At 46.4% G+C, this 24,812-nt stretch carries 19 protein-coding genes and 2 tRNA genes; 3 read left to right on the top strand and 18 right to left on the bottom strand.

Features of this window, described 5'->3' with window-relative positions:
• Positions 1–26: 26 nt before the first annotated feature.
• Positions 27–1,499 carry a protein adenylyltransferase SelO gene (locus tag ACZ5NB_RS08675; RefSeq protein ID WP_460232818.1) on the bottom strand — a complete coding sequence of 491 codons (1,473 nt, stop codon included), beginning with the start codon at positions 1,497–1,499 and terminating at the stop codon, positions 27–29.
• 226 nt (positions 1,500–1,725) lie between these two features.
• Between ACZ5NB_RS08675 and ACZ5NB_RS08670 the strand changes: the two genes are divergently transcribed.
• Entirely contained in the window at positions 1,726–2,832 is a 1,107-nt protein-coding gene (locus ACZ5NB_RS08670; RefSeq protein WP_460232817.1) for a serine hydrolase domain-containing protein, read from the top strand.
• 439 nt (positions 2,833–3,271) lie between these two features.
• Complete coding sequence (locus ACZ5NB_RS08665; RefSeq protein ID WP_460232816.1) at positions 3,272–3,421, top strand: hypothetical protein; 150 nt, start codon at positions 3,272–3,274, stop codon at positions 3,419–3,421.
• A gap of 35 nt (positions 3,422–3,456) precedes the next feature.
• Here ACZ5NB_RS08665 and ACZ5NB_RS08660 read toward each other — a convergent pair whose 3' ends face one another.
• The 14 genes from ACZ5NB_RS08660 to ACZ5NB_RS08595 all read right to left on the bottom strand — a co-directional run bounded on the left by ACZ5NB_RS08660 (position 3,457) and on the right by ACZ5NB_RS08595 (position 20,768).
• The gene (locus ACZ5NB_RS08660; protein WP_460232815.1) at positions 3,457–7,962 is read right to left on the bottom strand and encodes a hypothetical protein; all 4,506 of its coding nucleotides are present in this window, start codon (positions 7,960–7,962) and stop codon (positions 3,457–3,459) included.
• 896 nt (positions 7,963–8,858) lie between these two features.
• Positions 8,859–8,946 (bottom strand) — tRNA-Leu (locus tag ACZ5NB_RS08655).
• 215 nt (positions 8,947–9,161) lie between these two features.
• Positions 9,162–9,235: transfer RNA gene (locus ACZ5NB_RS08650), tRNA-Cys, on the bottom strand.
• Positions 9,236–9,406: 171 nt separating this feature from the next.
• Positions 9,407–9,964 (bottom strand): CDP-diacylglycerol--glycerol-3-phosphate 3-phosphatidyltransferase, encoded by a 558-nt coding sequence (pgsA, locus tag ACZ5NB_RS08645; RefSeq protein WP_460232768.1) that lies wholly within the window; start codon positions 9,962–9,964, stop codon positions 9,407–9,409.
• An 82-nt stretch (positions 9,965–10,046) separates the two neighbouring features.
• Entirely contained in the window at positions 10,047–11,912 is a 1,866-nt protein-coding gene (gene uvrC, locus ACZ5NB_RS08640) for an excinuclease ABC subunit UvrC (RefSeq protein WP_460232767.1), read from the bottom strand.
• A gap of 126 nt (positions 11,913–12,038) precedes the next feature.
• Entirely contained in the window at positions 12,039–12,698 is a 660-nt protein-coding gene (locus tag ACZ5NB_RS08635) for a response regulator (protein WP_460232765.1), read from the bottom strand.
• 276 nt (positions 12,699–12,974) lie between these two features.
• The gene (locus ACZ5NB_RS08630) at positions 12,975–13,628 is read right to left on the bottom strand and encodes an alpha-ketoglutarate-dependent dioxygenase AlkB family protein (RefSeq protein ID WP_460232763.1); all 654 of its coding nucleotides are present in this window, start codon (positions 13,626–13,628) and stop codon (positions 12,975–12,977) included.
• A 39-nt stretch (positions 13,629–13,667) separates the two neighbouring features.
• Entirely contained in the window at positions 13,668–14,726 is a 1,059-nt protein-coding gene (gene murB, locus ACZ5NB_RS08625) for a UDP-N-acetylmuramate dehydrogenase (protein ID WP_460232761.1), read from the bottom strand.
• A gap of 23 nt (positions 14,727–14,749) precedes the next feature.
• Positions 14,750–15,223, bottom strand: a complete 474-nt coding sequence (locus ACZ5NB_RS08620; protein WP_460232759.1) for a low molecular weight protein-tyrosine-phosphatase — start codon at positions 15,221–15,223, stop codon at positions 14,750–14,752.
• Positions 15,216–15,992, bottom strand: coding sequence for a 3-deoxy-manno-octulosonate cytidylyltransferase (gene kdsB / locus ACZ5NB_RS08615; protein WP_460232758.1), 777 nt, complete (start codon positions 15,990–15,992; stop codon positions 15,216–15,218). The genes ACZ5NB_RS08620 and kdsB overlap by 8 nt, the downstream gene beginning before the upstream one ends.
• A 17-nt stretch (positions 15,993–16,009) precedes the next feature.
• The gene (lpxK, locus tag ACZ5NB_RS08610; RefSeq protein ID WP_464107907.1) at positions 16,010–17,104 is read right to left on the bottom strand and encodes a tetraacyldisaccharide 4'-kinase; all 1,095 of its coding nucleotides are present in this window, start codon (positions 17,102–17,104) and stop codon (positions 16,010–16,012) included.
• A 76-nt stretch (positions 17,105–17,180) separates the two neighbouring features.
• The gene (locus tag ACZ5NB_RS08605) at positions 17,181–17,609 is read right to left on the bottom strand and encodes an ExbD/TolR family protein (protein ID WP_460232755.1); all 429 of its coding nucleotides are present in this window, start codon (positions 17,607–17,609) and stop codon (positions 17,181–17,183) included.
• A gap of 17 nt (positions 17,610–17,626) precedes the next feature.
• Positions 17,627–18,253, bottom strand: a complete 627-nt coding sequence (locus ACZ5NB_RS08600; RefSeq protein ID WP_460232753.1) for a MotA/TolQ/ExbB proton channel family protein — start codon at positions 18,251–18,253, stop codon at positions 17,627–17,629.
• Between the two features lie 91 nt (positions 18,254–18,344).
• Positions 18,345–20,768 (bottom strand): DNA internalization-related competence protein ComEC/Rec2, encoded by a 2,424-nt coding sequence (locus ACZ5NB_RS08595; protein ID WP_460232752.1) that lies wholly within the window; start codon positions 20,766–20,768, stop codon positions 18,345–18,347.
• Between the two features lie 172 nt (positions 20,769–20,940).
• Here ACZ5NB_RS08595 and ACZ5NB_RS08590 point away from each other — a divergent pair, with 172 nt between their 5' ends.
• Positions 20,941–21,504, top strand: a complete 564-nt coding sequence (locus tag ACZ5NB_RS08590; RefSeq protein WP_460232751.1) for a DUF2062 domain-containing protein — start codon at positions 20,941–20,943, stop codon at positions 21,502–21,504.
• Here the strand turns inward: ACZ5NB_RS08590 and ACZ5NB_RS08585 are convergent.
• The 3 genes from ACZ5NB_RS08585 to ACZ5NB_RS08575 are packed head-to-tail and all read right to left on the bottom strand — an operon-like array spanning position 21,501 to position 24,705.
• On the bottom strand, positions 21,501–22,727 hold the full coding sequence (locus tag ACZ5NB_RS08585) for a lipoprotein-releasing ABC transporter permease subunit (RefSeq protein WP_460232750.1): 1,227 nt from the start codon (positions 22,725–22,727) through the stop codon (positions 21,501–21,503). The genes ACZ5NB_RS08590 and ACZ5NB_RS08585 overlap by 4 nt on opposite strands.
• Positions 22,724–23,419 carry a lipoprotein-releasing ABC transporter ATP-binding protein LolD gene (gene lolD, locus ACZ5NB_RS08580; protein WP_460232749.1) on the bottom strand — a complete coding sequence of 232 codons (696 nt, stop codon included), beginning with the start codon at positions 23,417–23,419 and terminating at the stop codon, positions 22,724–22,726. Before lolD ends, ACZ5NB_RS08585 begins: the two co-directional genes overlap by 4 nt.
• Positions 23,420–23,448: 29 nt before the next feature.
• Positions 23,449–24,705: a lipoprotein-releasing ABC transporter permease subunit gene (locus tag ACZ5NB_RS08575; protein WP_460232747.1), complete on the bottom strand. Its 1,257-nt coding sequence runs from the start codon at positions 24,703–24,705 to the stop codon at positions 23,449–23,451.
• Between the last annotated feature and the right edge of the window lie 107 nt (positions 24,706–24,812).

Here is a 24,812-nt window from a genome sequence, read left to right as displayed (position 1 = left end):
TGTATTCGTTATTAAAGTGTCATCGACTAGGTCCCACAGAATGTTTGCGTTACACGTTCAGCATCGGTTGCCGGTAATGCATACTGTGTGTGTGTCGGGTCAAAATCAAACGGATTACTGAGCCGGTCTACTAGTTGGTGAAATGGTTCGAAATCGCCTCGATTTCCTGCTTGAATCGCGACTTCGATTTGATGGTTACGCGGAATATAGACTGGATTAACCTGGCGCATACGGTTCGCAACTTCTTCTAGATTGCTACCCTTAGCGGATAAATACGCTTTCCACTTTGCGATCCAATCGTCAAACTCACCTGGTAGCGCATAGAAAGTACGTATTGTATGGGTCTCATCGAGATAGTCTGCCAACACCCTGAATCCCAGCGTAAAATCAATGTTATTCGCCTGTAACAGCGGTAAGAAATCATTTAACAACTTCATGGCCTCGGCCGACGCCGAGTCAATGCCTATCTTCTGACACATCCGCTGTTGATATTCAGTTGTGAATAGTGGTTTGAAGTTATCTAGCGCTTGTTGCACTAACTCAATACTTTTATCTTCATCGTCGTGAATCAATGGCAGTAACGATTGCGCTAACCACGCCAAATTCCATTGAGCGATTGCAGGTTGATTTCCATAGGCATAACGGCCTTGTCTATCGATCGAACTAAATACCATACCGGGGTGATATTCTTCCATAAATGCACACGGGCCGTAATCGACAGTTTCACCACTCACCAACATGTTGTCGGTATTCATCACACCATGAATAAAACCCAGCGATTGCCAGTGAGCAATCAACTTAGCCTGCGCTCGAATAACACAATTGAGTAACTCAAGGTAGACAATATCTGAATTTTTAGCGTCGGGGTAATGACGATCAATCACGTGATCTGCCAATATAGTAAGCGTCTCTCGTTGTTGCCGCGATGCAAAAAACTGGAACGTCCCGACACGGATATGACTTTTTGCAATACGCGTTAATATCGCACCCGGCAATATTTCATCACGAATGACTTTTTCCCCGGTTGTTACGGCGGCCAAGCTTCGTGTTGTGGGTACGCCTAATACGGCCATTCCCTCACTCACAACATATTCGCGCAATACGGGCCCTAATGGCGAACGACCATCACCCATTCTCGAAAAGGGTGTAACGCCAGCACCTTTTAACTGAATATCGTATCGCTCGCCGTCCTTACCAATCACCTCCCCTAATAAGATTGCGCGCCCATCGCCCAATTGCGGATTCCAATTACCAAACTGATGGCCAGCATAAGCAGTCGCAATCGGCTCAGCACCCTCTGGCAACACATTGCCAGCTAAGGCAGCAACCCCTTCCTCACTTTTTAATTCCAGCGGGTCAATACCCAGTAACGCCGCCAACGCATCGTTAACGCGAATCAAACCTGGGTTTTTAACTGGTGTAGGCGCTTGATAAGCAAATAATGCGCTATCAAGCCTGCAGAAAGCATTGTCGAATGGTATTTTTACGGCTCTAGTCATGTGGTACCAAGCTGATGAGTAAGGGTTCGGAGTACAGTATCACCGCTTCAGGCCAATCTCCACTGTGAACTTTACTATGGTAATTGGAGGTGGGAGTCAGATTCCACGCGTAGCAAGAGGCCAAACTGATTACTCGACGCAAATATATTTACGCTAGGTGTCAACCAATTTAATAGTTCAAGCGTTAACATATAAGATCTTCATCAAATAAACTGGACTTTATCTAATGAACTTCAGTGACCTTTTTACAAGGGCTACCAGGCCTTCTCTCCAACAGCTGGCAGCTCTATTGCTAGCGTTAACCATCTCAGCTTGTGGAGGCGGCGGCTCATCCAACGATGGAGGCAACGGCACACCGATAGAAGAGCTATCCGACACGGAAAAAAGCATTGTCGATGTTCTCAACATTCTCCCAACGGATACCGATTTTACCTTACTGATTGAGTCCCAAAATCGCGTAAGGTTTTCACATAGCGTTGGCGACTCTAGCTCATCACACATCTATGAGTCTGCATCAACTTCAAAGTTAGTCACTGCTGCGGTTATTCTCTCTTTAGTTCGAGATGGTATTTTAGCACTCGATGACAACCCGCAAGATTATATAAGCTATTGGCCTACTAGCGGGAGCCACTCGACTATACAGTTGAGGCACCTGCTTAACTTCACCTCTGGACTGATATCAGAACCACTCTGCATAAACTTAGCATTAGCTAATTTCGAAGATTGCGTAGAGTCAATTTTAGATAGCAACGCGTCTATCTCTTCACCAGGTACAGAATTTTATTACGGCTCATCACATATGCAGGTTGCAGGCTTAATGGCAATGAGAGCAAGCGGCGTGTCAACCTGGACTGAGCTATTTGACAATTTCAAAGCCGAGACTGGTTTATTTAGCAACGGACAGTACGATCTACCCTCCGCTGCCAATCCGCGTCTAGCGGGGGGCATGCATTGGCGCGCCGATGAATACGTCGATTTTCTCTCCGCACTATTCCACCAAGAAATCATATCCCCATCACTAATCAATGAACTGGTAAAAGATCAGATCGACGGTGCCGATATTAACTTCTCTCCTGTTTTAGAGAATGATGTCGGGCAAGATTGGCATTATGGCTTCGGTGTATGGATTGAGTGCAGTGCCACTATATTCAACTGCACACAGGTGACTCGTGTATCGTGTGCCGGTGCCTACGGTTCATATCCCTTTATTGATTACCAACATAATTACATCGGCATTATTGCTAGACAGGGCCCACTAGGTAGTGGCGACGAAGGCTTTGCGATTTACGAACAGGTAGCCGACGAGTTGGCGACATGGGCGAGTGAAAACTAGAGCCCTTTTGCCTTGTAGACATTTCTTTTCGACTTTCTTATAGTCGTATTGGATAGTTTTTTGAGACTTAAGCGATTGTAAACTTTGCTATCAATATCTGCCGGGGTGTAGATTTTGTAGGCGCTTCCAGCGCTAGCATGAAGCATCAGATTTGATGTGTTAGTTACTTGAACGGTTATGAGGAATATTAACTAAAAAGTTGCCACACTGAGAGAACCGGGGCCGGGTGAATAAAACAGCTTTTGGCTGTTTTACCCCTTCGGCATTAACTCGTAGTGTCAGTGCTGCTCGTCTTTCAGCCAGCGATCCTATTCAAATTTAGTCTCCCGTAACGTTTCATCACATTCATTACAAAAAACGCATATTTGGCCGTATTTAATGAACTCGATCGCCTGAGTTTATTAGAGAATATAATTCTAGAAAATAAGGACATTATACTATGAGCGAAATATCCGACTATGCTCGTGGAGCGCGCGAGCTCGCTGTTCGCACGGCTCTTCCAAGCGAACATGCCACAATTCAGGCTAAGCGTCGATTCACCCTGTCCCTTGTAAATTTGCCTGCAACGCCACTTATCAAAGGTAAGTGACAATAAAACCCGCCCCATGGTTGAGCGCAACAACGTTATTTAGATAATATTACGCGCTCTCCCGTTACCACATCTACCATAATTATTCCGCCCATATGTCTGTCCAGCACATAAATCACATCAAGTTCTGCGTCAAAATGAAGACCTTTAGAATCTCTAATACTATTAAACCCTCGCGACTCAGTAAGACCCGAAGTCGAAGATTCTTCCCCCGTAGCAACATCAACGAAATAAATCGATAAATCCTGGTTTAGAAGATCATTATTGCCAACTAAAGCGATATCACGAAAAACCTCGAACTCGCTGGGGCCACGGATAGAAGAATAGTCAGTGAGTACAGATCTCTCGCCAGTCAGAGCATCGAGTGCAAGCGCATTTAGCCAGCCGAAATATAAAAGTTTCGAATTTCTAGCATCGTAATAAATTTGACCATCAGTGTAACTACGACTAAGAGGATTCAGCTCGTTAGGTGTCACGCTATCAGAAAAAACAGATCTTGAACCATCACTAAGGTCTATCGAGTATATAGTTTGTTCAATTGGACTGCTGGCGGGACGATCGAGGACAAATAAACGATTAGATAGGGAATCGATAGCCATTGACAATGGAGATTCAAAAAGATTTTCACTATCCGGGAAACCTTCACCAGAAACTAAAGTTGTTTCTCCTGTATCCACCGCCAGCCTGAAAATAGCAGGTGAGCGTGAAGCATTTCCACTATCTACAAAGTAGACCTGATTGGTATTTTCATCAACGACAATTTGAATAATTCTTGAGGTGCTATGAATGGCTACTCGTCGTCTTTCTCCAGAAGTACGACTAACTGCTATAACATCAGGCCAATCACTAGCGATCAAAAACTCGTCCGTGGAGGAAAAGTAGGCTAGGGACTCCCCATATTCAATTTTTACATTGGAAGAAGGATAGTTATTTGACCAAAATGAAGACAAAACCTCGGTGTCTAAATCGAAAGCTGTTACTTCATTCAATCCAGAATTGGTGATTAGAGCTACTCCTCCTGAAGAATCAAGATCCACCCCCTTAAAGAAGCCGTCATATCCAAAAACATTTAGGCTTGATCTTTCGCCGCCTCCTAAATCGAAGGCGTATAGCCTTGAGGAGCTAACGGCCAATAACCTTTCATTCGCTTCATCGATAGCAATGTCTTCCATGTACATTGAACCAATTGAAAATATGCTTTTCGCTCCAGTATTCAAATCGATTTCAACAATCTCATCAGCCGACCAATGGGAAACTAATGCCCGATTTCCAATTCTATCGACAGCAATTTGCGTTGGAAAATTATTTGGAGCTTCTTCAGTAGGACGGGCATTAGCTGACAAAAGAGCACGCTCTCCACTAACAAGATCAACAGCAATAATCCGGCTTTGATCGAGCACCAATAACCGGCCATTTTCCGAATCAACCGCCATACCACTAGGTATAGTGAATAGCGGAGGATTTACATCAGGTATATCGTTACTGGACAATATACTCTGATCGCCAGTCGAAAAATCAATTGAAAAAATGGCATCCTCATAACCGGATTGAACGATCAGCAATCGATCACGTTCGACGTCTACCACCAAGTCCGTTACATCTTTAACGAGATTACCAGATCCTTCCACTACATTTGAATAATCGTAAAAAACAGATAGAGTATTTGCCCTGATATCAAGCTTGAATATTTTCTTTAAAACCGTGTCAGCCATATAGGCAACTTGGTTAACTGTATCGATACTTATTTCGGTAGGGTTATATAAAAGAGAATCCCTGCCTTCTATCACAACTCTTGCCGCATCCATTTTCGAATTGGATGCATTATCATATGCTTCAACTATTATTTCATTGCGACCCGGTGCGATTGGCACGGTGGCTAACCAACTCTCATATCCGTTGGTGGTATTTGCTTCGATACCATTTACGATAATTGAGGTTATTGGGCTATCGTCAGATGCTATCCCTCTTATCATAACTGAGTCACCCTCTGTCATAGAGTCAGTGGGAGGAAACTTGATACTAACCTGTGGCGCTATAGTATCGTAGGTAGATCTAGTCGTAGCACTAAACGAACCAGACCTCCCACCGATTGTTATCGCCGCAGTTTGCATAGACGACAACTCATCACTAGATAGGACTTGTAATCTAAGCATATCTCCTTGATTGACAATTCCTGGATCACTCGAGAACGGTGCATCGTTAATAGAATAAAATCCGTTTTCTATTGATACATCAACAGCCGTATTTATTCCTGATATTTCGACCAAGTTGGAAGTTATAAATGTATTGAGCGGTACATCATTGCGCTCCTGGAATGTGAAAACATCTGGTTCTATATCTGCATCTAGCGTCGTAACAGAAAAAAAGGCGCTTCCATTCCCAACGGTAAGTGTGGCGTCGACTCTTGATGAAAAATTGGAAGAAGATGTTTGTCGTAGTTGTACATTTTCACCATTATTGATGATGCCATCTTCAGACGTATACGGCCTCCCATTAATTGAATACTCAGCATCGCTCCCACTAATAGTAATTGAGGCTGGAGAACTAATCCCAGTGATAGTAACAACGTTCGATTCAGTAAGACTTGTAAGAGGGATATCTATTTGATTCTCAAAGCTAAACAAGTCAGGCAGGACGTCCTCAATAGTCGTGACACTATAAGTATCCGTTACCCCACCTATGTTAATTGTCGCATTAAGAGTCACAGAATTACTTCCTGAAGATATTTGCCGAATCTGCAACGCCTCCCCATTATTTATAGTACCGTCGACAGATGTGTAGGTGCCCCCCTCAATACGATACTCCGCTTCGTTTCCACTAATACTGATTGATGTTTCAGCACTTATTCCCGTAATAGTAATTAAGTTCGATTCTCGAATACTGTTTATCGGCACATCAACTTCATCATCGAAGCTAAATTGATCCGGTATCGTATCTGCTTCCGTGATGACACTAAAACTTTCAACCACACCACCCACGTTCAAGCGCGTCGTTGTAGTCATCGAATTACTGCCGGAAGAGATTTGTCTTACTCTTACATTTTGACCACTAACAACAACTCCGTCTGAGCTAGTAAAGACGCCACCATCAATTGAGTACTCACCAGCATTGCCACTAATACTGATAAGTGCTGGCTCATTGATACCCGTAATAGTGACTACATTTGACACCCTAATACTGTTAACTGGAACATCAACTGCGTCATCGAAACTAAATTGATCCGGTGTGGTATCACCGATAGTCGTCACACTGAAATTACTCTCGACACCTCCAATATTTAAAAGCGTGGCAGTGGTCACCGAATTGTTCTCGGAAGAAACTTGTCTCACTCTTACATTTTGGCCACTTGAAATTAAACCTGTAGAGCTAGTAAAGACTCCACCATCAATTGAGTACTCACCGCCATTGCCACTAACACTGATAGGTACTGGCACATTGATACCGCCAATCGTAACAGTATTTGATGTTCTAAGGTCAGACAAGGGAACGTCTCTTTGCTCTACAAAATAGAAAGCATCTGGTACGGTGTCAGGCATGAGAGCAACAGTAGTCACTGTAAACGAATCACTTATACCACCGATAGATAATGTAATTGATGTTGTATTGCCGTAACTTGGGGAGGACCTAAGCCTTACAATAATTTCTTGTCCGTCTTCAATAACTCCATTGCGGGAAGTGAAGTTTGCGCCATCGATTGAGAACTCTCCCTCTTCGCTAATAGTAACTGGCGAAAGGCTATTTATTCCTGCGACAACAATTGGGGCGGAGGTTATTAACGAGTCCAAGGGCGCGTTATTTATATCAATGATATTAAATACCTCGGGTGTTATATCTTCCTGTAAAGTAGTCACAGCAAAACTACCGATTACACCCCCTACCGTAAGAACAGCTTCAGTAGCTGTATTAAAATTGTTTGAACTTGTCTGCCGAACTTGAACACGCTGATTATTGACGATCGTTCTTGCATCAGCGCTAAAACCTCCGCCATCGATAGAAAATTCACCATCAACAATGGATATTGGCACATTGCTATTAATACCTGAAATGATAACCTCATTAGAGTCTACGCTAGCGTTTCGCTCTACACCTGATTGGCTATTGAAGTAAAAAGGGGTTGGAATGATGTCTTCATCTTGAGTGGTCACGCTAAAAGTATCACTCACACCACCGATGGTAAGTACCGCGTCAGTCGTCATAGAAAATTGATCTGAAGAGACTACACGCACTATCACTTGCTGGCCATTTGAAATGGTGTTTGGATTTGAACTGAAATCTCCATCGTCGATACTAAACTCACCACCGACAATTGTTATACCTGTTGAGGCATCAATTCCAGCGACGATTACCGAGTTGGATAAAACCTCTTCAAGAAGTTCGATATCCATTTTATCCTCGAATAAAAAAGGATCAGGAATAGTGTCCGCACTATCACTATTTTCATCGCTAACACCACCCTGGCCACCACCGCTACTGCCGCCACCGCCACATGCAGTAGAGCTGACAATTAAACCGAATAAAAAAAGGCGGAATACCCAAGCCATTAGTCCCCCAAAAAACTGCTTTTGCTTAACGAATTACGTTGGTAATGGAGTTAGAGTGATAGAAGTGGTGAGTGTGACCAGTCCATTTTCTTTTTTTGATTCCATTAGGCCCGCGCATAAGGCCACGCAACGAATAACAACCCCATTATATATTCGATCGAGTAATGAGCAACACCCATCTTATATCTTTCGCCAATAACATATCGGTTGTGCATAAATTGCCTTCAAAGAACAAACTCTAACCTGTTGATTTGGCATATTAAAAAGCACTTACAGTAAGCCGCTATTAAATTGGGTAGGTGTTTGTAACGGGACGTGGTCACTACGTACATCTAAATAATTGAAAGCTGGAAGAATCGGGGCTGACAAAAGAACTTGCAAGTCATTGGGAATGGGTTACGAGGGTTGTTAAATTAGAAATTGCCGCACTGAAGGAACCGGGGCAGCGGGGTGAATAAACAGCCTGGCCCTTCAGGATTCACTCGCAGCGTCCATGCCGTTTGGCTTTCACTAAGCAAAGCTGTTCAAATTTAATTTTCTATAAATTTGCCGCCGCACTCTTTGTAAAACGCTCATTTAATGAACCTTTCCGGAATATGCCCATGGATAGGCTGTATGCCGAAATTGCAGGAGCGAATTTCGGTCAAGTACTACCGATTTATGTGAATGGGTTATGAGAGTTCTAAACTAGAGGAGCGCCACACTGAGAGAACCGGGGCCGGGTGAATAAAACAGCTTTTGGCTGTTTTACCCCTTCGGGGCTTCGTCCGCTTCGCTACCTCGTTGCTAAATGCTCCTTTGGTCGCATTTAGTGAACCTCTCCGGTTCAAGTCCCGGTCGAACTTTAGGACTTCGTAGGTGTTGGGTACAGCCGAATTATTTGTGGAGTTTTTAAGTGGTGCCCGGGGCCGGACTTGAACCGGCACGACTGTTAAGGTCGGGGGATTTTAAGTCCCCTGTGTCTACCAATTCCACCACCCGGGCTAACAGGAAGTAATTTTTTATAGTAGAGATTGGTGCCCTACTTGAAGTTCTGGCAGCGCTTTCGCACTGCGCCAATTCGCCGTTTTCAGACGTCCTGTCTTTCACGGCACTCGTGCTGTCCTGCACATCGCACCCCCTGAGCAACAGGAAGTAATTTTTTATAGTAGAGATTGTTGCCCTACTGGTTTCACCTCGCTCGCGCGTGGTGAGGAATATGGAGGCTAGGGTCGGAATCGAACCGGCGTACACGGAGTTGCAGTCCGCTGCATGACCACTCTGCCACCTAGCCACATCTTTAGAAGCCTATTGCTTGCTTCGCTAAAGAGCGCGGCATTTTAGCGAAACCTTACTGATTTTCCTAGCTTTTTTCTGGATTTAATCCCTGGTGATTGAATGTTCAGATCACCGGGGAATTTCTGACTTTTACTGGTGTTAGTACGCGTTATTTTGATCGAAATGCTTATTTTTTCTTCGGCATCAGTACGGGCCATGCGGCTTTGAGGTAAATCAGCATGGACCATAGGGTGAGAATGGCAGCTGCGTAGAGTAGAACATAGCCGATACCCGTCAGATATTGGTTGTTCAGATCACCAAATGCGAGCAATACGATGATCGCGGTCATCTGTATGGTTGTTTTGACCTTGCCAACATACGACACGGCCACTGAGGCCCGTTTGCCAAGCTCTGCCATCCATTCTCGAAGAGCTGAGATGACTATTTCCCGCCCTACTATCACCACAGCCGGGATTGCGAAGGCCGGTGAGGCATGTACTTCGACTAGCAGTACTAAGGCGACCACGACCATCAGCTTGTCGGCGACAGGGTCAAGGAAAGCGCCAAACGGTGTGCTCTGATTGTATTTACGAGCCACATAGCCGTCTAACCAATCAGTGATCGCCGCCAATGAAAATATGAGCCCTGCAACGAAGTAATGCCAAGCAAAAGGCGTGTAGAAAACGAGCACAAATAATGGGATCAGCGCGATTCTGAGCAACGTGAGCTGATTAGCGAGTGTCATGGTTGGGTGGTTCTCCTCGGTACTGCATGGGGCTTTCGCTGTTTGCGCCCATTAACCGCGGTGCGGCTGAGCGTGCAAAGTACTAGCTGTGCAGTGCGCTGTAAATATCTTCGGCGATTTTTTTACTGATATTAGGCACTTTGGCCAATTCTGCCACACTCGCCTTTCTCACCTCTTGCAAACCACCAAAATGCCTCAGCAATTCTTTGCGACGTTTCGCCCCAACGCCTGGGATATCTTCTAACACTGAGGTACGGCGTTTTTTATCGCGCAAATTTTTATGGCCTGTGATGGCAAAACGGTGCGCCTCGTCGCGAATGGCTTGGATGAGGTGAAGCGCCGGCGAATCACTATCGATCACTTTAGGGTTTCCGGCATCATCGAGGAACAGGGTTTCGAACCCTGCTTTACGGGTGGTACCTTTTGCAACGCCTAATAACCGCACACTATCAATGCCTAATTCGGCAAGCACGGCTTTCGCTTTATTGAGCTGCCCCTTACCACCATCAATTAATAAGATATCGGGCAGAACGCCTTCTCCCTTTTTTAAACGTGTGTAGCGACGAAGTATTGCTTGCTCCATTGCAGCGTAATCGTCGCCAGCCACGATACCCTCGATATTGAAACGGCGATAGTCTGAGCTGACGGCACCGCCATGATCAAATACTACACAAGATGCAACGGTGGACTCGCCACTAGAGTGGGAAATGTCGAAACATTCTAATCGCTTGGGAATTTCATCAAACTCCAAAGCATCCTGTAGCGATTCGTAGCGCTTCAACATGCTTTGTTGGCTTTGCGTATGGGAGCGTAGGTTTTCTGCCGCAGTACGTGTCGCGAGTTCCAACCATTTCGCGCGCTGCCCTCGAACTTGATAATTTATCGATACGTTGCGGTCGCGCTGAGATTTGAGCGCAGCCGCAATCAGTTCTCGATCATCAACATCACTGCTGGTAACAATCACCGCCGGAATTTCCCGAGTTTTCGAACCTAAATAAAATTGCGGAATAAACTCTGACAAAAACTCCGAGTCAGTACGCGATAAACGCTCATCATGAAAATAGCTTTTGCTGCCTAATACACGACCCTGGCGCACATACAAAATATGGGTACACAATTTATCCTGATCGCGGGCAACAGCGATGACGTCGAGTTCGCCTGACCCTGTCTCAGCAACTTGCTCTGATTGTATCGTCCTAAGTGACGCAATTTGATCGCGATACGCTGCAGCTTTTTCATAGGAAAGTTGTTCCGCTGCCTGGTCCATCGACGCGGCCAGCTCTTGGGTTAATTCATCATTGCGACCCGCCAAAAACATGACCGTATGACGCAGGTCTTCCTCGTATTCAGATTCTGCAACCATATCAACGCACGGGCCTTTACATCGTCCAATCTGGTATTGCAAACAGGGACGGCTGCGATTTTTAAACACGCCGTCTTCACACTGACGAATACGAAATGTTTTTTGTAAAAAGTTAAGGCTTTCGCGCACTGCTGCCACACTGGGGTATGGCCCAAAGTACTGGCCTTTTCGCCGTTTGGAGCCTCGGTGCAAGCCAATACGTGGAAATCGACCGACAAGATCACCACCCTGCTCAGACGTTAGATAGTCGCTGACGAAAATATACGGATAAGATTTATCATCACGCAACAGAATGTTGTAGGGGGGACGCTGCGACTTAATTAAATTCTGTTCGAGTATCAGCGCTTCCATTTCACTGGCTGTCACAGTGACTTGAATTTCGTGAATCTTCTCTACTAGCGCTCGGGTTTTAGGTGCAAGACCCGTCTGGCGAAAGTAACTCGCTACCCGATTTTTTAAATTTTTCGCTTTACCGACATAGAGAATCTTACCTGCGCCATCAAACATCTGATAAATGCCGGGCTGACGCGTGAGATTCTTTAAAAATTGGGTATGGTCAAACGCAGGTTGATCACTAGCGGGCATAGTAGGTCTTTGCAAAGCTGTTACGCGGGTTGGGCTTATCGTATCACTTATTGTTGCTCTTCGCCCCATAGCAAAACGCCCAGCTCTGCTGGGCGTTTTGAAGTTGACTGATAACGGCGTTAACCGCTATTGCTCACCAACACTCTCTAAATCGAGCACATTGTGTCTCACGGCTAACAAGGCTAATTCAACATCGCTATTGACTTTTAACTTATCGAAAATGCGATAGCGATAACTATTTACTGTTTTAGGGCTTACGCAAAACGTGTCGGCAATTAATTGTACTTTGTGACCATTCGCAATCATCACTGCCGTTTGTAACTCACGCTCTGACAACGCTTCGAATGGTGTCGATGCACCTTGCTTAGAAAAGTTTTTCATCGCAAGCTGTTGTGCAACCGAGTTACTCATATAGGGCTTACCCAGGCACACTGAGCCTATCGCACTGATCATCTCATCAAGTTGAGCGCCTTTAGTCATATAGCCCATTGCGCCCGCTTTCATTAGACGCTCTGGGTACAAGTCATCGTCACAGGCGGTGACAGCGATAATTTTTATCTCTGGATCGAGCTGTAAGAGCTTTTTGGTCGCTTCTAAACCGCCCATTCCTGGCATTTTGACGTCCATGAGTACGACCTTAGGGCTGAGCGTACGAGCAAGCTGTAAAGCTTCCTCCCCACTCTTAGCTTCGCCTACTACGTCGAAGCCATCCACGTCTTGGAGCATGCGGGAAATCCCCATACGCACCAGGTCGTGGTCGTCTACCACTAAGATTTTCGTCAGCATTGTTGTCCCCGAATTTTGTGGCATCTGCATCGATACCGGTACGCTTTTTTCTTATCTCCCTGCGGTTAGGGCTTCCGTACAATTCTTAAAGTACGTTGAGGTGCAGCTCTTTGGCAAGCAAAACCCTTCGCACTTTGGATAGATGGCTATTCTAAAGCATCTTATGGAACACTGAAATGTATAGAAACCGCGCCACTAACGTACCAATAAATTCCCAAGAGGCCTGAGCGAACATCCTTTTGGTACACACGGCAAAGTAAGCGCGCAATTATACGGCTAATAAAGGACTTGGCGGAAGGTAATATTCAATCGAGACTGAGTCAGACCCATTTCTTTTGGCACGCAATGCAACCAATGGCGCTGTAAAGGACCGCGCATCAGTAGTAACGAACCATTTACCAAGGTTATTTTTATTGGCTGGGTATGGGTTTGACTCGCTAACGAGCGATTATTTTTTGGCTTGAGGAGGAATTGTCTTTCAGCACCAAGAGACACTGAGGCAATCGTCGGTGCGCTCCCTAGCTCGGGTTCATCATCCGCGTGCCACGCAACGCTGTCGTTTCCGTCTCTGTACAAGTTCAGCAATGCACTATTAGGCTCAAAGTTATCACCGCCAACATTATCAGCAAGGGTTTCAAATAATTTTACTGACAAAGCGCGAAGAGCACGGGTATAAGGAAGTGGCTTAAATTGTATACCTGAGTATTTATACCTAGCCTCAGGCTCGCCGTACCACGCGTTTAGCCTTGGGATGAGGACACGTTTGCCCGCTACACGAATTTCAGACTGCTGCCACTGTGTCAGGCGTTTTAATTGATCAAAATATAAAGACGCTTTGGCATCACTTAACCAATTAGGGAAGTACCATAACTCGCCCCCATTTAGGCGAATAACTTCTGGACCCACATTGTTGAACAATTCGTTTTGCACGTTTAAATACCACGGGTTGAACCAAGCGAAACGCCCAATTCAATCAAGATAAACCCTCGGTTCAATCTCCAGCATGACACCAAACATATCGTCAACGGAGCGCTGGACCTGCTGTGCAAAGTCAATAATGTGGCGACTCGCACGATGCCCCTCATTAATCAGCACCAACGCTTGTTGACTATGCATTCCGATGCCATGGTCTATGCGCCCTTTCCAGCCACTTTTTTCGAGCAGCCAACCGGCTGCAAGCTTCATATTGCATCCGTTTGAGTCGTCAGAACTTGCAACGGGATAAGCCACTATATCGGGAAAGCGTTCTTGCAGTTCGCGATATTTTTCTGAGGATACGAACGGATTTTTAAAAAAACTACCGGCATTAGGCACACGTTTTGGGTCAGGCAATTTACTGCGACGAATATCACTCACCAGCTGACTAACTTTAACCGGTGTTATCTCCGCGGGCGATAGATGTTCACAGGTCGATTTAAGGGCTGGATATTCGACATTCACTTTGGGGTGCTTGTTGAGCTTTAAGGTTACGTCAGTGATGATGTAGAGGTCTTTTAAGTGCTGCTTGAAAACGCTATCACGATAACCAAACTGGCATCCTTCAGCGGTAAAGGTTACATCGAGCATCGAATTGCATTCAACAGCCTTTAGTTCGACAAACACATCTTTTAACTCAACACCATATGCTCCAATATTCTGAATAGGCGCGGCGCCAACGGTTCCAGGGATCAACGATAAATTCTCTAAACCCCAATAGTGAAAGTTAAGACAATAATCAACAAGATCTTGCCAAACTTCGCCGGCGCCCACCCGCAACCACGCCACATCATTGGTTTCGTGTACCAACTCAATGCCTTTGATATTGATATGGATAACTAGCCCAACGAATAATTCGGGCAAAACCACATTACTACCACCACCGAGAACTAACACACGCAAATTTAGTTCTTTCGCTAGCTTAAGCGCTTCTTTTAACTCAGCTTTAGTCGTTACCTTGACATAATTTCCAGCCGTCGCAGGCACGCCTAGGGTATTTAGTTCATCTAATGAAAAATTCGTGATGATATTTAAGGCAACGATGTTAGTCATGGTGCATCATACTCACGAGCTGTCTATTGGTGGTTCTTTTGTATGTGTCGAATTAAATTGTCCGACGCATTTTCTATGAGATCCAACACCAACTCGAAACCCTGCTCTCCTCCGTAGTAAGGATCGGGTACTTCACGATGGCTTTGTCCTTCAGAAAAATCTAAGAACAAACTCAAATGTCCACTGTAATGGCTAGGTCGTAGTTGGCATAGATGTGACAGATTGCTGTTGTCCATCGCTAATACATAGTCATAGCTATCAAAGTCTTCACGTATAACCTGCCGCGCACGAAGATCCGTTAGATCATAAGAGCGGCGGCTCGCCGCAGCGATAGCGCGTCCGTCAGGCTCATGACCAACATGCCAATCGCCGGTACCTGCTGAATCCACTGCAATCCTATGCTGCAAGTTGGCCTGTTGGACTTTATGGCGGAACACGCCATGTGCCGTTGGCGAACGACAGATATTACCTAAACAAACAAATAGTACCTTAACCAACTGAGTCACCTTCAAAACGCTGGCGTACACGCTCCAAGTCCGGTTGCGTATCAACACCGCCAGGTACTGGCTGACAAGCGACATCGACGTGAATAGCGCCGCCGTTATGCAATATTCGTAATTGCTCCAATTTTTCAATACTCTCTAGTGATGCCATTGGCCAAGAGACAAAATCATTTAACAACTTTACTCGGTAGCCATAAATACCAATATGCCGAAAACATCTCGCTGGCAAACATGCAGGACTAGTAAGGTTCGCCATATCATCACGAGGGTAAGGGATAGGTGAACGGCTAAAATAATGCGCATGCCCATTTTCACCGAAAACAACCTTCACTACGTTTGGATTAACAAAATCTTCAGCAGCGGTGATCGCTTCGCAAAGTGTTGCGGCTTCGGCGCTTTGATCTTGAGCTAGATTAGTCGCTACTTGGTTGATGACCGCTGGCGGGATTAGCGGCTCATCACCTTGCACATTCACAATAATGGCATCATCACTCAAACTTAATTGTGCTGCGACTTCTTGCAAGCGGTCAGTACCCGATTGATGATCTGCCGATGTCATCACAACATCAGTATCATATTCTGATAACGCATCGACAATTTTTTGATCGTCTGCCGCAACAACGACACGACTTGCTTCACTTTTCGCGGCGCGCTCAAATACGTGCTGAACCATCGGCTTGCCTGCAATCGGTGCAATGATTTTACCTGGAAGCCGCGAGGAAGCGTAACGCGCAGGAATAACGACAATAAATTCATTTGGCATATTTAGGACCAAGTTAACTATTTATAATTCGACTTTTGCTCGTCTTTTTCAACATTACCAACGATAACATCGAGTAAATTATCGGGCACCTTCATACCGACATCCAACACCCAAATCGGCAAACCGATTAACTCCTGAGTGCTTTCTAATATAGGTGCTAGCTTTACAGCGTCTTTTGCCGTGGTTACCAAAGGCAAACCCAATTCTGCCATTGTCAAAATGTCACTAGCGCAATAATGGTAATGATCGGCAAAACTTTTTTCATCTACACTCAAACCAATCCGTCGCAAGGTAGAATAAAAGCGCCCTGGATTACCAATACCGGCAAAGGCCAGAACACGACCTTGAAGCGGGTTATCATCGAGCGTTACAGCGATTTGCTTGAGCGTATTTTGCCCATGAGGGCATTCTAGTTTTCGCCATTGAATGGGTTGTACACGTGAAAGCATCACGCGATTGGTATAACTTGCTAGATGTTTTAGCACGTCAGAAGCTGGCTCACCATTCACAACGACTGCATCGACAGACGCGAGCCGCGATGACGTTTCCCGTAATGGCCCGCCAGGCAACACAAGCCCGTTGCCAAAACCTCGACGACCATCAATAACCGCAATCTCTTTATCTCGCCATAAACGATAGTGCTGCATACCATCGTCGCTCAATACAATATCAACATCGAATTGAGACACTAAAAGATCTACCGCAGCGGTTCTGTCTTGGTCGACCACCACGGGACAAGCTGTTAGTTGGGCGATCAGTAGAGGCTCATCTCCGGTTTCGCTGGCGTTGTCGGTTGTACTAACGCGCAAAGGGTATCGGTGGGAATGACCGCCATGACCGCGGCTTACCACCCCAACATTGATGCCCTTTTCTTTAAGTTGCTGGCACAATGAAATAATGAGTGGTGTTTTCCCTACACCCCCAACAGAAATATTGCCAATAACAATGACGGGAACCGGAAACGGGCTAGCAACCTGTTTTGCTTGCTGACGCCGTCGACGTAACCCAGATAAGAACCAAAAGACGAGTGATAACGGGGATAGCAACCAGCCAAGCCAGCGATATTTTCCATACCAAAGTGTATTGGCAAATGTTTCTTGGCTGCTAGACACGCATTAACTCGATTGCAATTTGAAGAAATGGTAGAAGGCCTACTGAGGAAGACTGTAGTGGGCCTTCTGACATTGATTACGCGTCATCATCTTGTGCAGGATTTCGCGTAGTAATACTTAGCTTCGCAAAGCCTAATTGCCCCGCTGCATCCATAGCGGTTACGACGGCTTGATGCGGTGTGTTGGCATCAGCGGTAATAATAATGGGGATTTGGTTATCCCCTTCAGAGACCTTTTCAATCGCGCTTCGAAGCGTCAAAAGCTTCTTATTGATTAAGCTCTGGCCGTTGACGGCAAAACCGCCCTCGCTATTAATGATAATTTCAATTTGACTTTTTTCTTCCGCAACAGGTTGCCCTGTTGCTTCCGGCAAGTCGATTTCTAAATGCGTTTCTTTTGTAAATGTAGTCGACACCATGAAGAAGATTAACAATAAAAACACCACATCAATCAGCGGCGTTAAATTGATACCCTCTTCGGTTCGAACCTGGCGACGAAAATGCAAAACGGTATCTCTCGTTGTTATTTGGCTTTTACATCAACACGGCGATCGCTGTGAAGCGCATCGACCAATTTAACGGCTTCTTGCTCCATGACCACCACTAAGCTATCGACGCGGCGCTGGAAAAAACGGTGTAAGATCATCGCTGGAATTGCAACGCACAAACCTGCTGCGGTAGTAATAAGCGCTTGACTGATGCCGCCCGCCAACACACCTGCATTACCTGTTCCTTGCAACATAATTTCGTTAAAAACATCGATCATGCCGACAACAGTACCAAGCAAACCGAGTAGCGGCGTTACTGCGGCTATCGTCCCCATCGCCCCAAGATAACGCTCCATATCATGAATCACTTGATTGGCCGCTTCTTCGATACTGTCTTTCATGACTTCGCGCCCACTGCGCGAGTTACTCAACCCCGCGGCGAGAATTTTACCTAGCTCGGAGGTATTTTTTAGTTCTTTAATTTTATTACCATCGAGCTGATTGTTTTTTATCCACCCCCATACTTGAGCTAGTAAGTGGCGCGGTGCTATCCGCGAAGGATTCAAGGTAAGGTATCGTTCAAGGCTAATCGCTACAACAGCGAGAGAACAAAGAATGATCGGTATCATCAACCAACCGCCGGCCATGATAATTTCTAACACTGGCTTCTCCTACAACAATTCTTATTTTTAGCGGTCTTGCTAAAGCGGGCAATACTTTATCATAAATCAAGCACTTGCCAGCACTGCTCCGTTATCGAGATGACAAAAACCAATAACGTTTCGCATCTTCACGGCGTGCGCGTACCGCCAGCCTACCGCTATCGTCCCAAATGAAGCTTAGCTGACCAGTATACCCAGTATGCCATTGTGCACTACCCACGCGAGTGAACCGCTCAACCACTTTGGGGTGTGGGTGGTTATACCGATTTCTGTAGCCTGCACTGTAAACAACGTGATCAGGCGATAGCTGTTCGACAAATCGTCTCGAGGACGACGTGATACTGCCATGATGTGCGGCTATGAGCAGCGTGACAGGACCGGCGAAGCTTGGCTGCCCCAATACACTTCGTTCAACCCGGCTACTGATGTCACCGGGAATGATAATACGCTGCCCGCGGTAGGAAATTGCCAAAATACAGCTTTGGTCATTACTTTCTGTATCTTTTGCAACACCGCGAGGTGGCTCTATTAAATAGAAGTCTACATCCTGCCATCGCCAATATCGGCTGGAATCGCAGCTTGTGACCGGGGCAGTGGACGGATCAGCCGCAGACAGTGACTCCCCAACGATGATTTCGCCAATGGGCAATGCATTCCACAATGATGGCGCGCCACCAGCGTGATCATTGTCGCCGTGACTGACGATTAAAGTATCGATAGAACCAATACCCTGTTTACGTAAAAAAGGCAGAACAATCGCCTCCCCCGCATTAAAACGCTCGCTACTCTTCGGCCCTGTATCGAACAACAACGTATGATTTTTAACCTGAACGATAACCGCTAGCCCCTGCCCCACATCCATGACATGCACGGCTAAGGGTGATCGATGCGTTGGCGGCGGATAAAACATAGGCATCAACAGTATTAATCCAAGCCATCGATGAGGCACGCCTCTGGGCGCCAGCAGCCAAAAAACGCCTATAACCGCCACTATTATCGCTATCCAGGACGGGGATTTGAGTGCCAGAGCATCCAACATAGGGGCGTGAGCGGTAAGCTCTTGCGTGAACGTCATCCAATGTAGGGCAAGATCTAAGGCACCATCGGCCAATTTAATTGGCCACACCGCTAAACTCGTTGCGAAGTCCGGCAAAAGGAAATGTAGTGCTATGCCTAACAGCAAAGGTCCAACCACCAATAGCGAAACGACCGGAACCGCAACAATATTGGCGATGGGAGCGAGAAAGGTAATGGCCTGGTTTAATAGCGTCAAAGGCACCATTAAGCCAACAAGCAGAAGCCCCTGAGCGCGCGCTAGGCTTAGCATGCCCGATAGCGCCGAGAACCGCTCGGTAACCTTGGGGGTATTATCGCCAACGGGAAGCGAATCGCGGGTTCCTGGCAACGCATTGATAGCTGAGCGTCCACTAAATCCGTAAAGCAAGACTAAAACGGCACCGAACGACAGCCAAAACCCGAGGTCGTAGGCAGCCAATGGGTCAATCACCAAAATCACGGGCAATGCCACCAATAAAGGTCTGAAGACACCAACTCGACGATTCAGTATTAGCGCGACATTTAGCACGATAATCATCACGAGTGCGCGTTGCGTCGGCAAAGAAAACCCGGCCAACATCGCGTAACTTCCAGCGAATAACACTGACAGACAATTAGGCAACTGACACAACCATCGTCCACTGTGCATAGGAAGCCAACAGCCAAAGCGACGTATCAGTTTACCGGCAGCAAAACCGAACAAGGCGAGTAATCCAACATGTAATCCTGAGATTGCCATTAAATGGCTCGTCCCTGTATCTCTTAACAAACCCCACTGCGCCGGATCGATGACAGAACTATCCCCTACGGCGAGTGCAATCAACAATGATGAGTGCTCAACATCGGGAATCGCCGATAACCAGGCTCTTACGTGTTCGCGGGCCCGCGACACCCGGTACCCGTTAGGAGGTCCGAGCAGACTATTCAGATCATTGTCTCGAACGTAGCCTGTGGCCCCAAAACCCGCACTTAACAACCAACGCTGATAATCGAAGCCACCATCATTTATCGATCCACGAGGTCGCCGCAGTTTAACCACCAGCCTCCATTCTTGACCTACCGCTAAAGGTGGAGCGCCGTACCAATTAAGCAACAACTTACTAGGGAGTCGTAGTTCTCCGTGCTGCTGTACTGTGGATTGTTGTTTTGTAGGCTCTTGCTCTGAAGGTTGTAACTCAAACACAAAACGTTGATAGCGGCCTCTGTCTTGAGGTAAGTCACTGATGTAGCCGGTTATGACAACTTCTTCGCCTTCGAGTCGTTCAGGCAACTGATTAGAAATCAGCCGATCCCCTAACAACACGCCGACAACAAGGCCGACTAAAAGGCATGAAAACCAACGTGTATAGCGATGCCAAATCGTTAGCAGCAGTGGTAACACTAACCACCACAATGGGAAAGCAATAGTAGGAAGCACGCTGGCCAGCATAACGCCGACACAGCCAATGAGAATAAACATGATCTCCTATCCTTGGGTCACATGAGTGCACGAAGCGACTATTATTATATGAACTAGTCCTCCCCGTCTAATAGCTCAACCTGTATCTCAAGGGATGAGGAACATACTCCAATTACCGATAGGCGGGACGCGTCAGTCAAAGCCCTACCCTCTTTGTGCCATTGCAGGCATAATGGCGCCCCTCGAAACAGGCAGTGACAATTTCTACTCCATGGCTCGTAAATTTATTAAACGCTGGATTCCTGACGCGGCTACTTTTAAAGAGCGGCCAGGATTGCGTTTTCTAGGTGTCTTGCTTCACGACCCCAACTTATTTCACCTTAACCGACACTCCGTCTCAGTGGCTGTTTTTGTTGGTATATTCTCAGCGTTCTTACCGTTTTTTGGCCAAACACCCGTCGCCGCCATGTTGGCTTTGATCTTTCGGTGCAATTTACCAATCGCGGTTCTGCTAGTGTGGATTAGCAACCCAATTACAATACCGCCGATATTTTATGCCACGTATGAAATTGGCCGGTGGGTGCTAGATAAACCCGAGGTGGACTTTTCGATTGAATTAACCTGGACGTGGTTTAACAACGAGTTTTTACAAATATGGAAGCCGCTATTAACCGGTTCATTAATGTGCGGCATCCTCTTTGGCGCGCTAGGCTACCTTTGCATGCAGGCTTTTTGGTACTGGACGGTAATGCGAAACTGGGAGAAGCGCCGCCGAGCACGGCAAAATAATCGTTAAACCTCGTAGCGTAATGCTTCGGCAGGTTTTATACGGCTAGCTCGCCATGCAGGGTACAGCGTGGCGAGAAAACTCAAAGCTAGCGACGTCGAACCGATAGCCAATAGGTCTAGCAACCGAATTTCCTCCGGTACAAAACTGATCGGATAGACATCTGACTGCAAAAATTGAAAGCCTATTAATTGTTCAAGCCAGGCAACAAACTCCTGAACAAACGACGCTAGCAATATTCCCAACCCCAAACCAACCGCAGTGCCTATAACGCCAATTAGTGTCCCCTGTACCATAAATATCCGCATGATACGGCCACTGGTTGCACCCAAGGTTCTTAATATTGCAATGTCACTTTGCTTATCCACTGTCACCATAACTAACGTGGACACAACATTAAAAGCCGCGATTCCAATAATCAAAAATAGCAACAAACCCACCATTTTTTTGGACATCTGAATTGCTTGGTATAGATTGCCTTGAGAGCGAGTCCAATCAGTGCTCGAATATCCTCTGGGTAAACTTCGGACCGCATTGTAAACGGTGTAAGGCGCTTCAAAGAGATTATCTACTTTCAGCCACATGCCAGTAACACGCCCATTTGACTTCGCTAGCGCCTGGGCTGCGGACAAATTAATTAAGGCAAAATGCTGATCGGCTTCAGTACCCGTGCGGATTAGACCACTAATTGTAAAACGTTCAATAATCGGTGTTGCACTCATCGACTCACTTTGAGGGATGATAACGCGCACATGCTTACCCTCTTCGAGTCCAAGTTTGTTTGCCAGCTCTACACCTAACAAAATGGATTTATCTTGGAGTAATTCATCCATCGGTTTTTCGAGGTATTGGCCTAGCGATGACACTTTCGTCTGATACTTTGGATCTATGCCGTAAAGTAAGACAGAACCTACCTCGCGTTTATAACTTAACATTCCCGCTAGTTGCACGAATGGCGCGCTATCGGCAATACCGCGTTGACTATTCAAGTGTGAACGCAACGCTTGCCAATCCTCAACGCCTGTAGAGTGATAGATAGCCCCTTGCGGCAACACGGAAAGAATACGTTCACGCAGTTCCTTGTCGAATCCGTTCATCACAGAAAGCACCACAACTAACAGTGCAACGCTAACGACAATACCCACAATGGATATCCCCGATATAAACGACACCAACTGATTATTGCGCTGCGCGCCGGTATAGCGAAGACCGATAAAGACGCTTAAATTCATGCGAGTTGGGACTCTTTCAGCTGGCCATCTTCTAATACAACAACGCGTGATAGTTGCTGCGCGAATTGCTCGTCATGGGTGACAACTACGAAGCTCGTCGCGAGAGACGCATTTAAGCTAGCCATGAGGTCATGAATTCCACGTGCGGAGTGTTTATCAAGATTGCCTGTTGGCTCATCCATCAAAACAACTTTTGGCTCTGTTACCAATGCACGCGCAATGGCTACCCGTTGACGTTCACCACCAGATAATTCCGCAGGTTTATGTTTAATACGCTGTGCTAAGCCAACCTTATCTAACATAGCTCTGGCTTTTTCTTCGGCCATGGTTTTATCCATTTCACCAATCCACAATGGCATACAGACGTTTTCCAAAGCATCGAACTCGGCTAACAAATGATGAAACTGATAAACAAAGCCCATATTGCTATTACGCAGCCGTCCACGAGCATTGTCATTCAATTGATAGATATCTTGCTCACCAAGCAAAACGGTGCCGCTTGTAGGCGTATCCAAGCCTCCCAATAAATTAAGTAATGTTGACTTACCCGAACCTGATGACCCAACAACGGCGACCATTTCGCCTGCCACAACGTTAAATTCAATATTTTTCAGCACCTCAACCCGCAGATCGCCCTGATCGTAGATCTTAGATAAATTTTGGCAGGCTAATACAGTCGTTGGCTGGCTCATGTCATTGCTCAATAGTTCTAATGCTCGTGTTATTCGTACCGAAGCGCTTCGGCAGGTTCGATATTCGCCGCTCGGTAAGACGGGTACAGTGTTGCGAGGACACTTAATAACAGTGCGACACTCGATACGGTCACTATGTCCTGCCATTTAATTTGTGATGGTAAGGTTGGAATGTAGTACACAGTGGCATCGAAGACGCTCGTTCCCGCAAGTGACTCCGCTGCTGAAATAATGTCTGAGAGAAAGTAGGCTCCTAACAACCCCAGAGTTGTGCCAATGACAATACCGATAAACCCCGTGGCACTCCCTTGAACAACAAATACGGCCATGACTTGCCGCGATGTCATTCCGAGAGTTCGCAGAACCGCAATATCGCCACGTTTATCGGCAACCATTAACACCAAACTTGTCACAATATTAAACGCGGCAATGGCAATAATGATCATCAGCATGACCATCACCATAATTTTTTCCATCTTGACCGCTTGAAAGAGACTACCTTGCGTAGCGCTCCAATCGGTTACTTCGAATTTGCCTGGTCGTTGTGACTGAAGTTGAGACCTAAGCTCCGACATGACAGCCCCAGCTTGGTAGATATCGGTTACCTTCACTCGCAGCCCCTGCACACCATTGCCGACACGGTACAGCCGCCTAGCATCATCGACATTTATCAACGCCAAGCCATTGTCCACCTGGGCGCCGACCTCGAAAACACCGACGACTCGAAATCGCTTGGTTCTTGGGCTCGGCCCTAACATAGTTGAGGTAAACTGCGGTGTTGTTAGCGTGACATAATCACCGACGCCAGACACACCCAAAAACCGCGCCAGGGTTCTGCCTAACACGATACCCCACTGCCCTTGACGCAAATCTTCTAGACTACCGATAATCATATTGTCTTCAATGAGTGAGACAGCCGATTCAAACTCAGGAGAGACTCCCTGGATCTCTGACCACTCGCTACGGTTATCCTGGCTGAGTAAGCCGGCACCACCGACGTAAGGGGCAGCACCCAATACTTGCGGATGCTGCTTGACACTTTCCGCAAGTGTTTGCCAATCAGCGATGGGACGCTCTCCAGTGATAAACCCGTGGGGAACGACGCGTAGAATCCGTTGTTTCATTTCTCTGTCGAGCCCATTCATGATCGACAAGACAATAATCAAGGCCATGACGCCCAAAGCCATACCGAGTAGCGAGAACCCCGATACAAAGGAAATGTATTGATTTCGTCGCTTTGCGCGCGTGTAACGTAAACCGATTAGCAGCGGCACCGATGTGCGCATGACGACTACTCCAGCTGAGTCAGCGAATAATTGGTCTGCGACTATACTGACTAGGATAGTCGGCGTCTAATTTTTGCGAGGGCCGCCAATTTTGTGCAACATTTAAC

This window comes from Aurantivibrio plasticivorans (genome assembly GCF_055392955.1).
The sequence above is the reverse complement of the archived record's forward strand: the minus strand, read 5'-3'. Positions and strand labels throughout refer to the sequence as shown.

Excerpts from the sequence above, each read along its gene's own strand:
- ACZ5NB_RS08675 (WP_460232818.1), bottom strand. The coding sequence starts at position 1,499 with ATGACTAGAGCCGTAAAAATACCATTCGACAATGCTTTCTGCAGGCTT.
- ACZ5NB_RS08670 (WP_460232817.1), top strand. The coding sequence starts at position 1,726 with ATGAACTTCAGTGACCTTTTTACAAGGGCTACCAGGCCTTCTCTCCAA.
- ACZ5NB_RS08665 (WP_460232816.1), top strand. The coding sequence starts at position 3,272 with ATGAGCGAAATATCCGACTATGCTCGTGGAGCGCGCGAGCTCGCTGTT.
- ACZ5NB_RS08660 (WP_460232815.1), bottom strand. The coding sequence starts at position 7,962 with ATGGCTTGGGTATTCCGCCTTTTTTTATTCGGTTTAATTGTCAGCTCT.
- pgsA (WP_460232768.1), bottom strand. The coding sequence starts at position 9,964 with ATGACACTCGCTAATCAGCTCACGTTGCTCAGAATCGCGCTGATCCCA.
- uvrC (WP_460232767.1), bottom strand. The coding sequence starts at position 11,912 with ATGCCCGCTAGTGATCAACCTGCGTTTGACCATACCCAATTTTTAAAG.
- ACZ5NB_RS08635 (WP_460232765.1), bottom strand. The coding sequence starts at position 12,698 with ATGCTGACGAAAATCTTAGTGGTAGACGACCACGACCTGGTGCGTATG.
- murB (WP_460232761.1), bottom strand. The coding sequence starts at position 14,726 with ATGACTAACATCGTTGCCTTAAATATCATCACGAATTTTTCATTAGAT.
- kdsB (WP_460232758.1), bottom strand. The coding sequence starts at position 15,992 with ATGCCAAATGAATTTATTGTCGTTATTCCTGCGCGTTACGCTTCCTCG.
- ACZ5NB_RS08595 (WP_460232752.1), bottom strand. The coding sequence starts at position 20,768 with ATGTTTATTCTCATTGGCTGTGTCGGCGTTATGCTGGCCAGCGTGCTT.
- ACZ5NB_RS08590 (WP_460232751.1), top strand. The coding sequence starts at position 20,941 with ATGGCGCCCCTCGAAACAGGCAGTGACAATTTCTACTCCATGGCTCGT.
- ACZ5NB_RS08585 (WP_460232750.1), bottom strand. The coding sequence starts at position 22,727 with ATGAATTTAAGCGTCTTTATCGGTCTTCGCTATACCGGCGCGCAGCGC.
- lolD (WP_460232749.1), bottom strand. The coding sequence starts at position 23,419 with ATGAGCCAGCCAACGACTGTATTAGCCTGCCAAAATTTATCTAAGATC.
- ACZ5NB_RS08575 (WP_460232747.1), bottom strand. The coding sequence starts at position 24,705 with ATGCGCACATCGGTGCCGCTGCTAATCGGTTTACGTTACACGCGCGCA.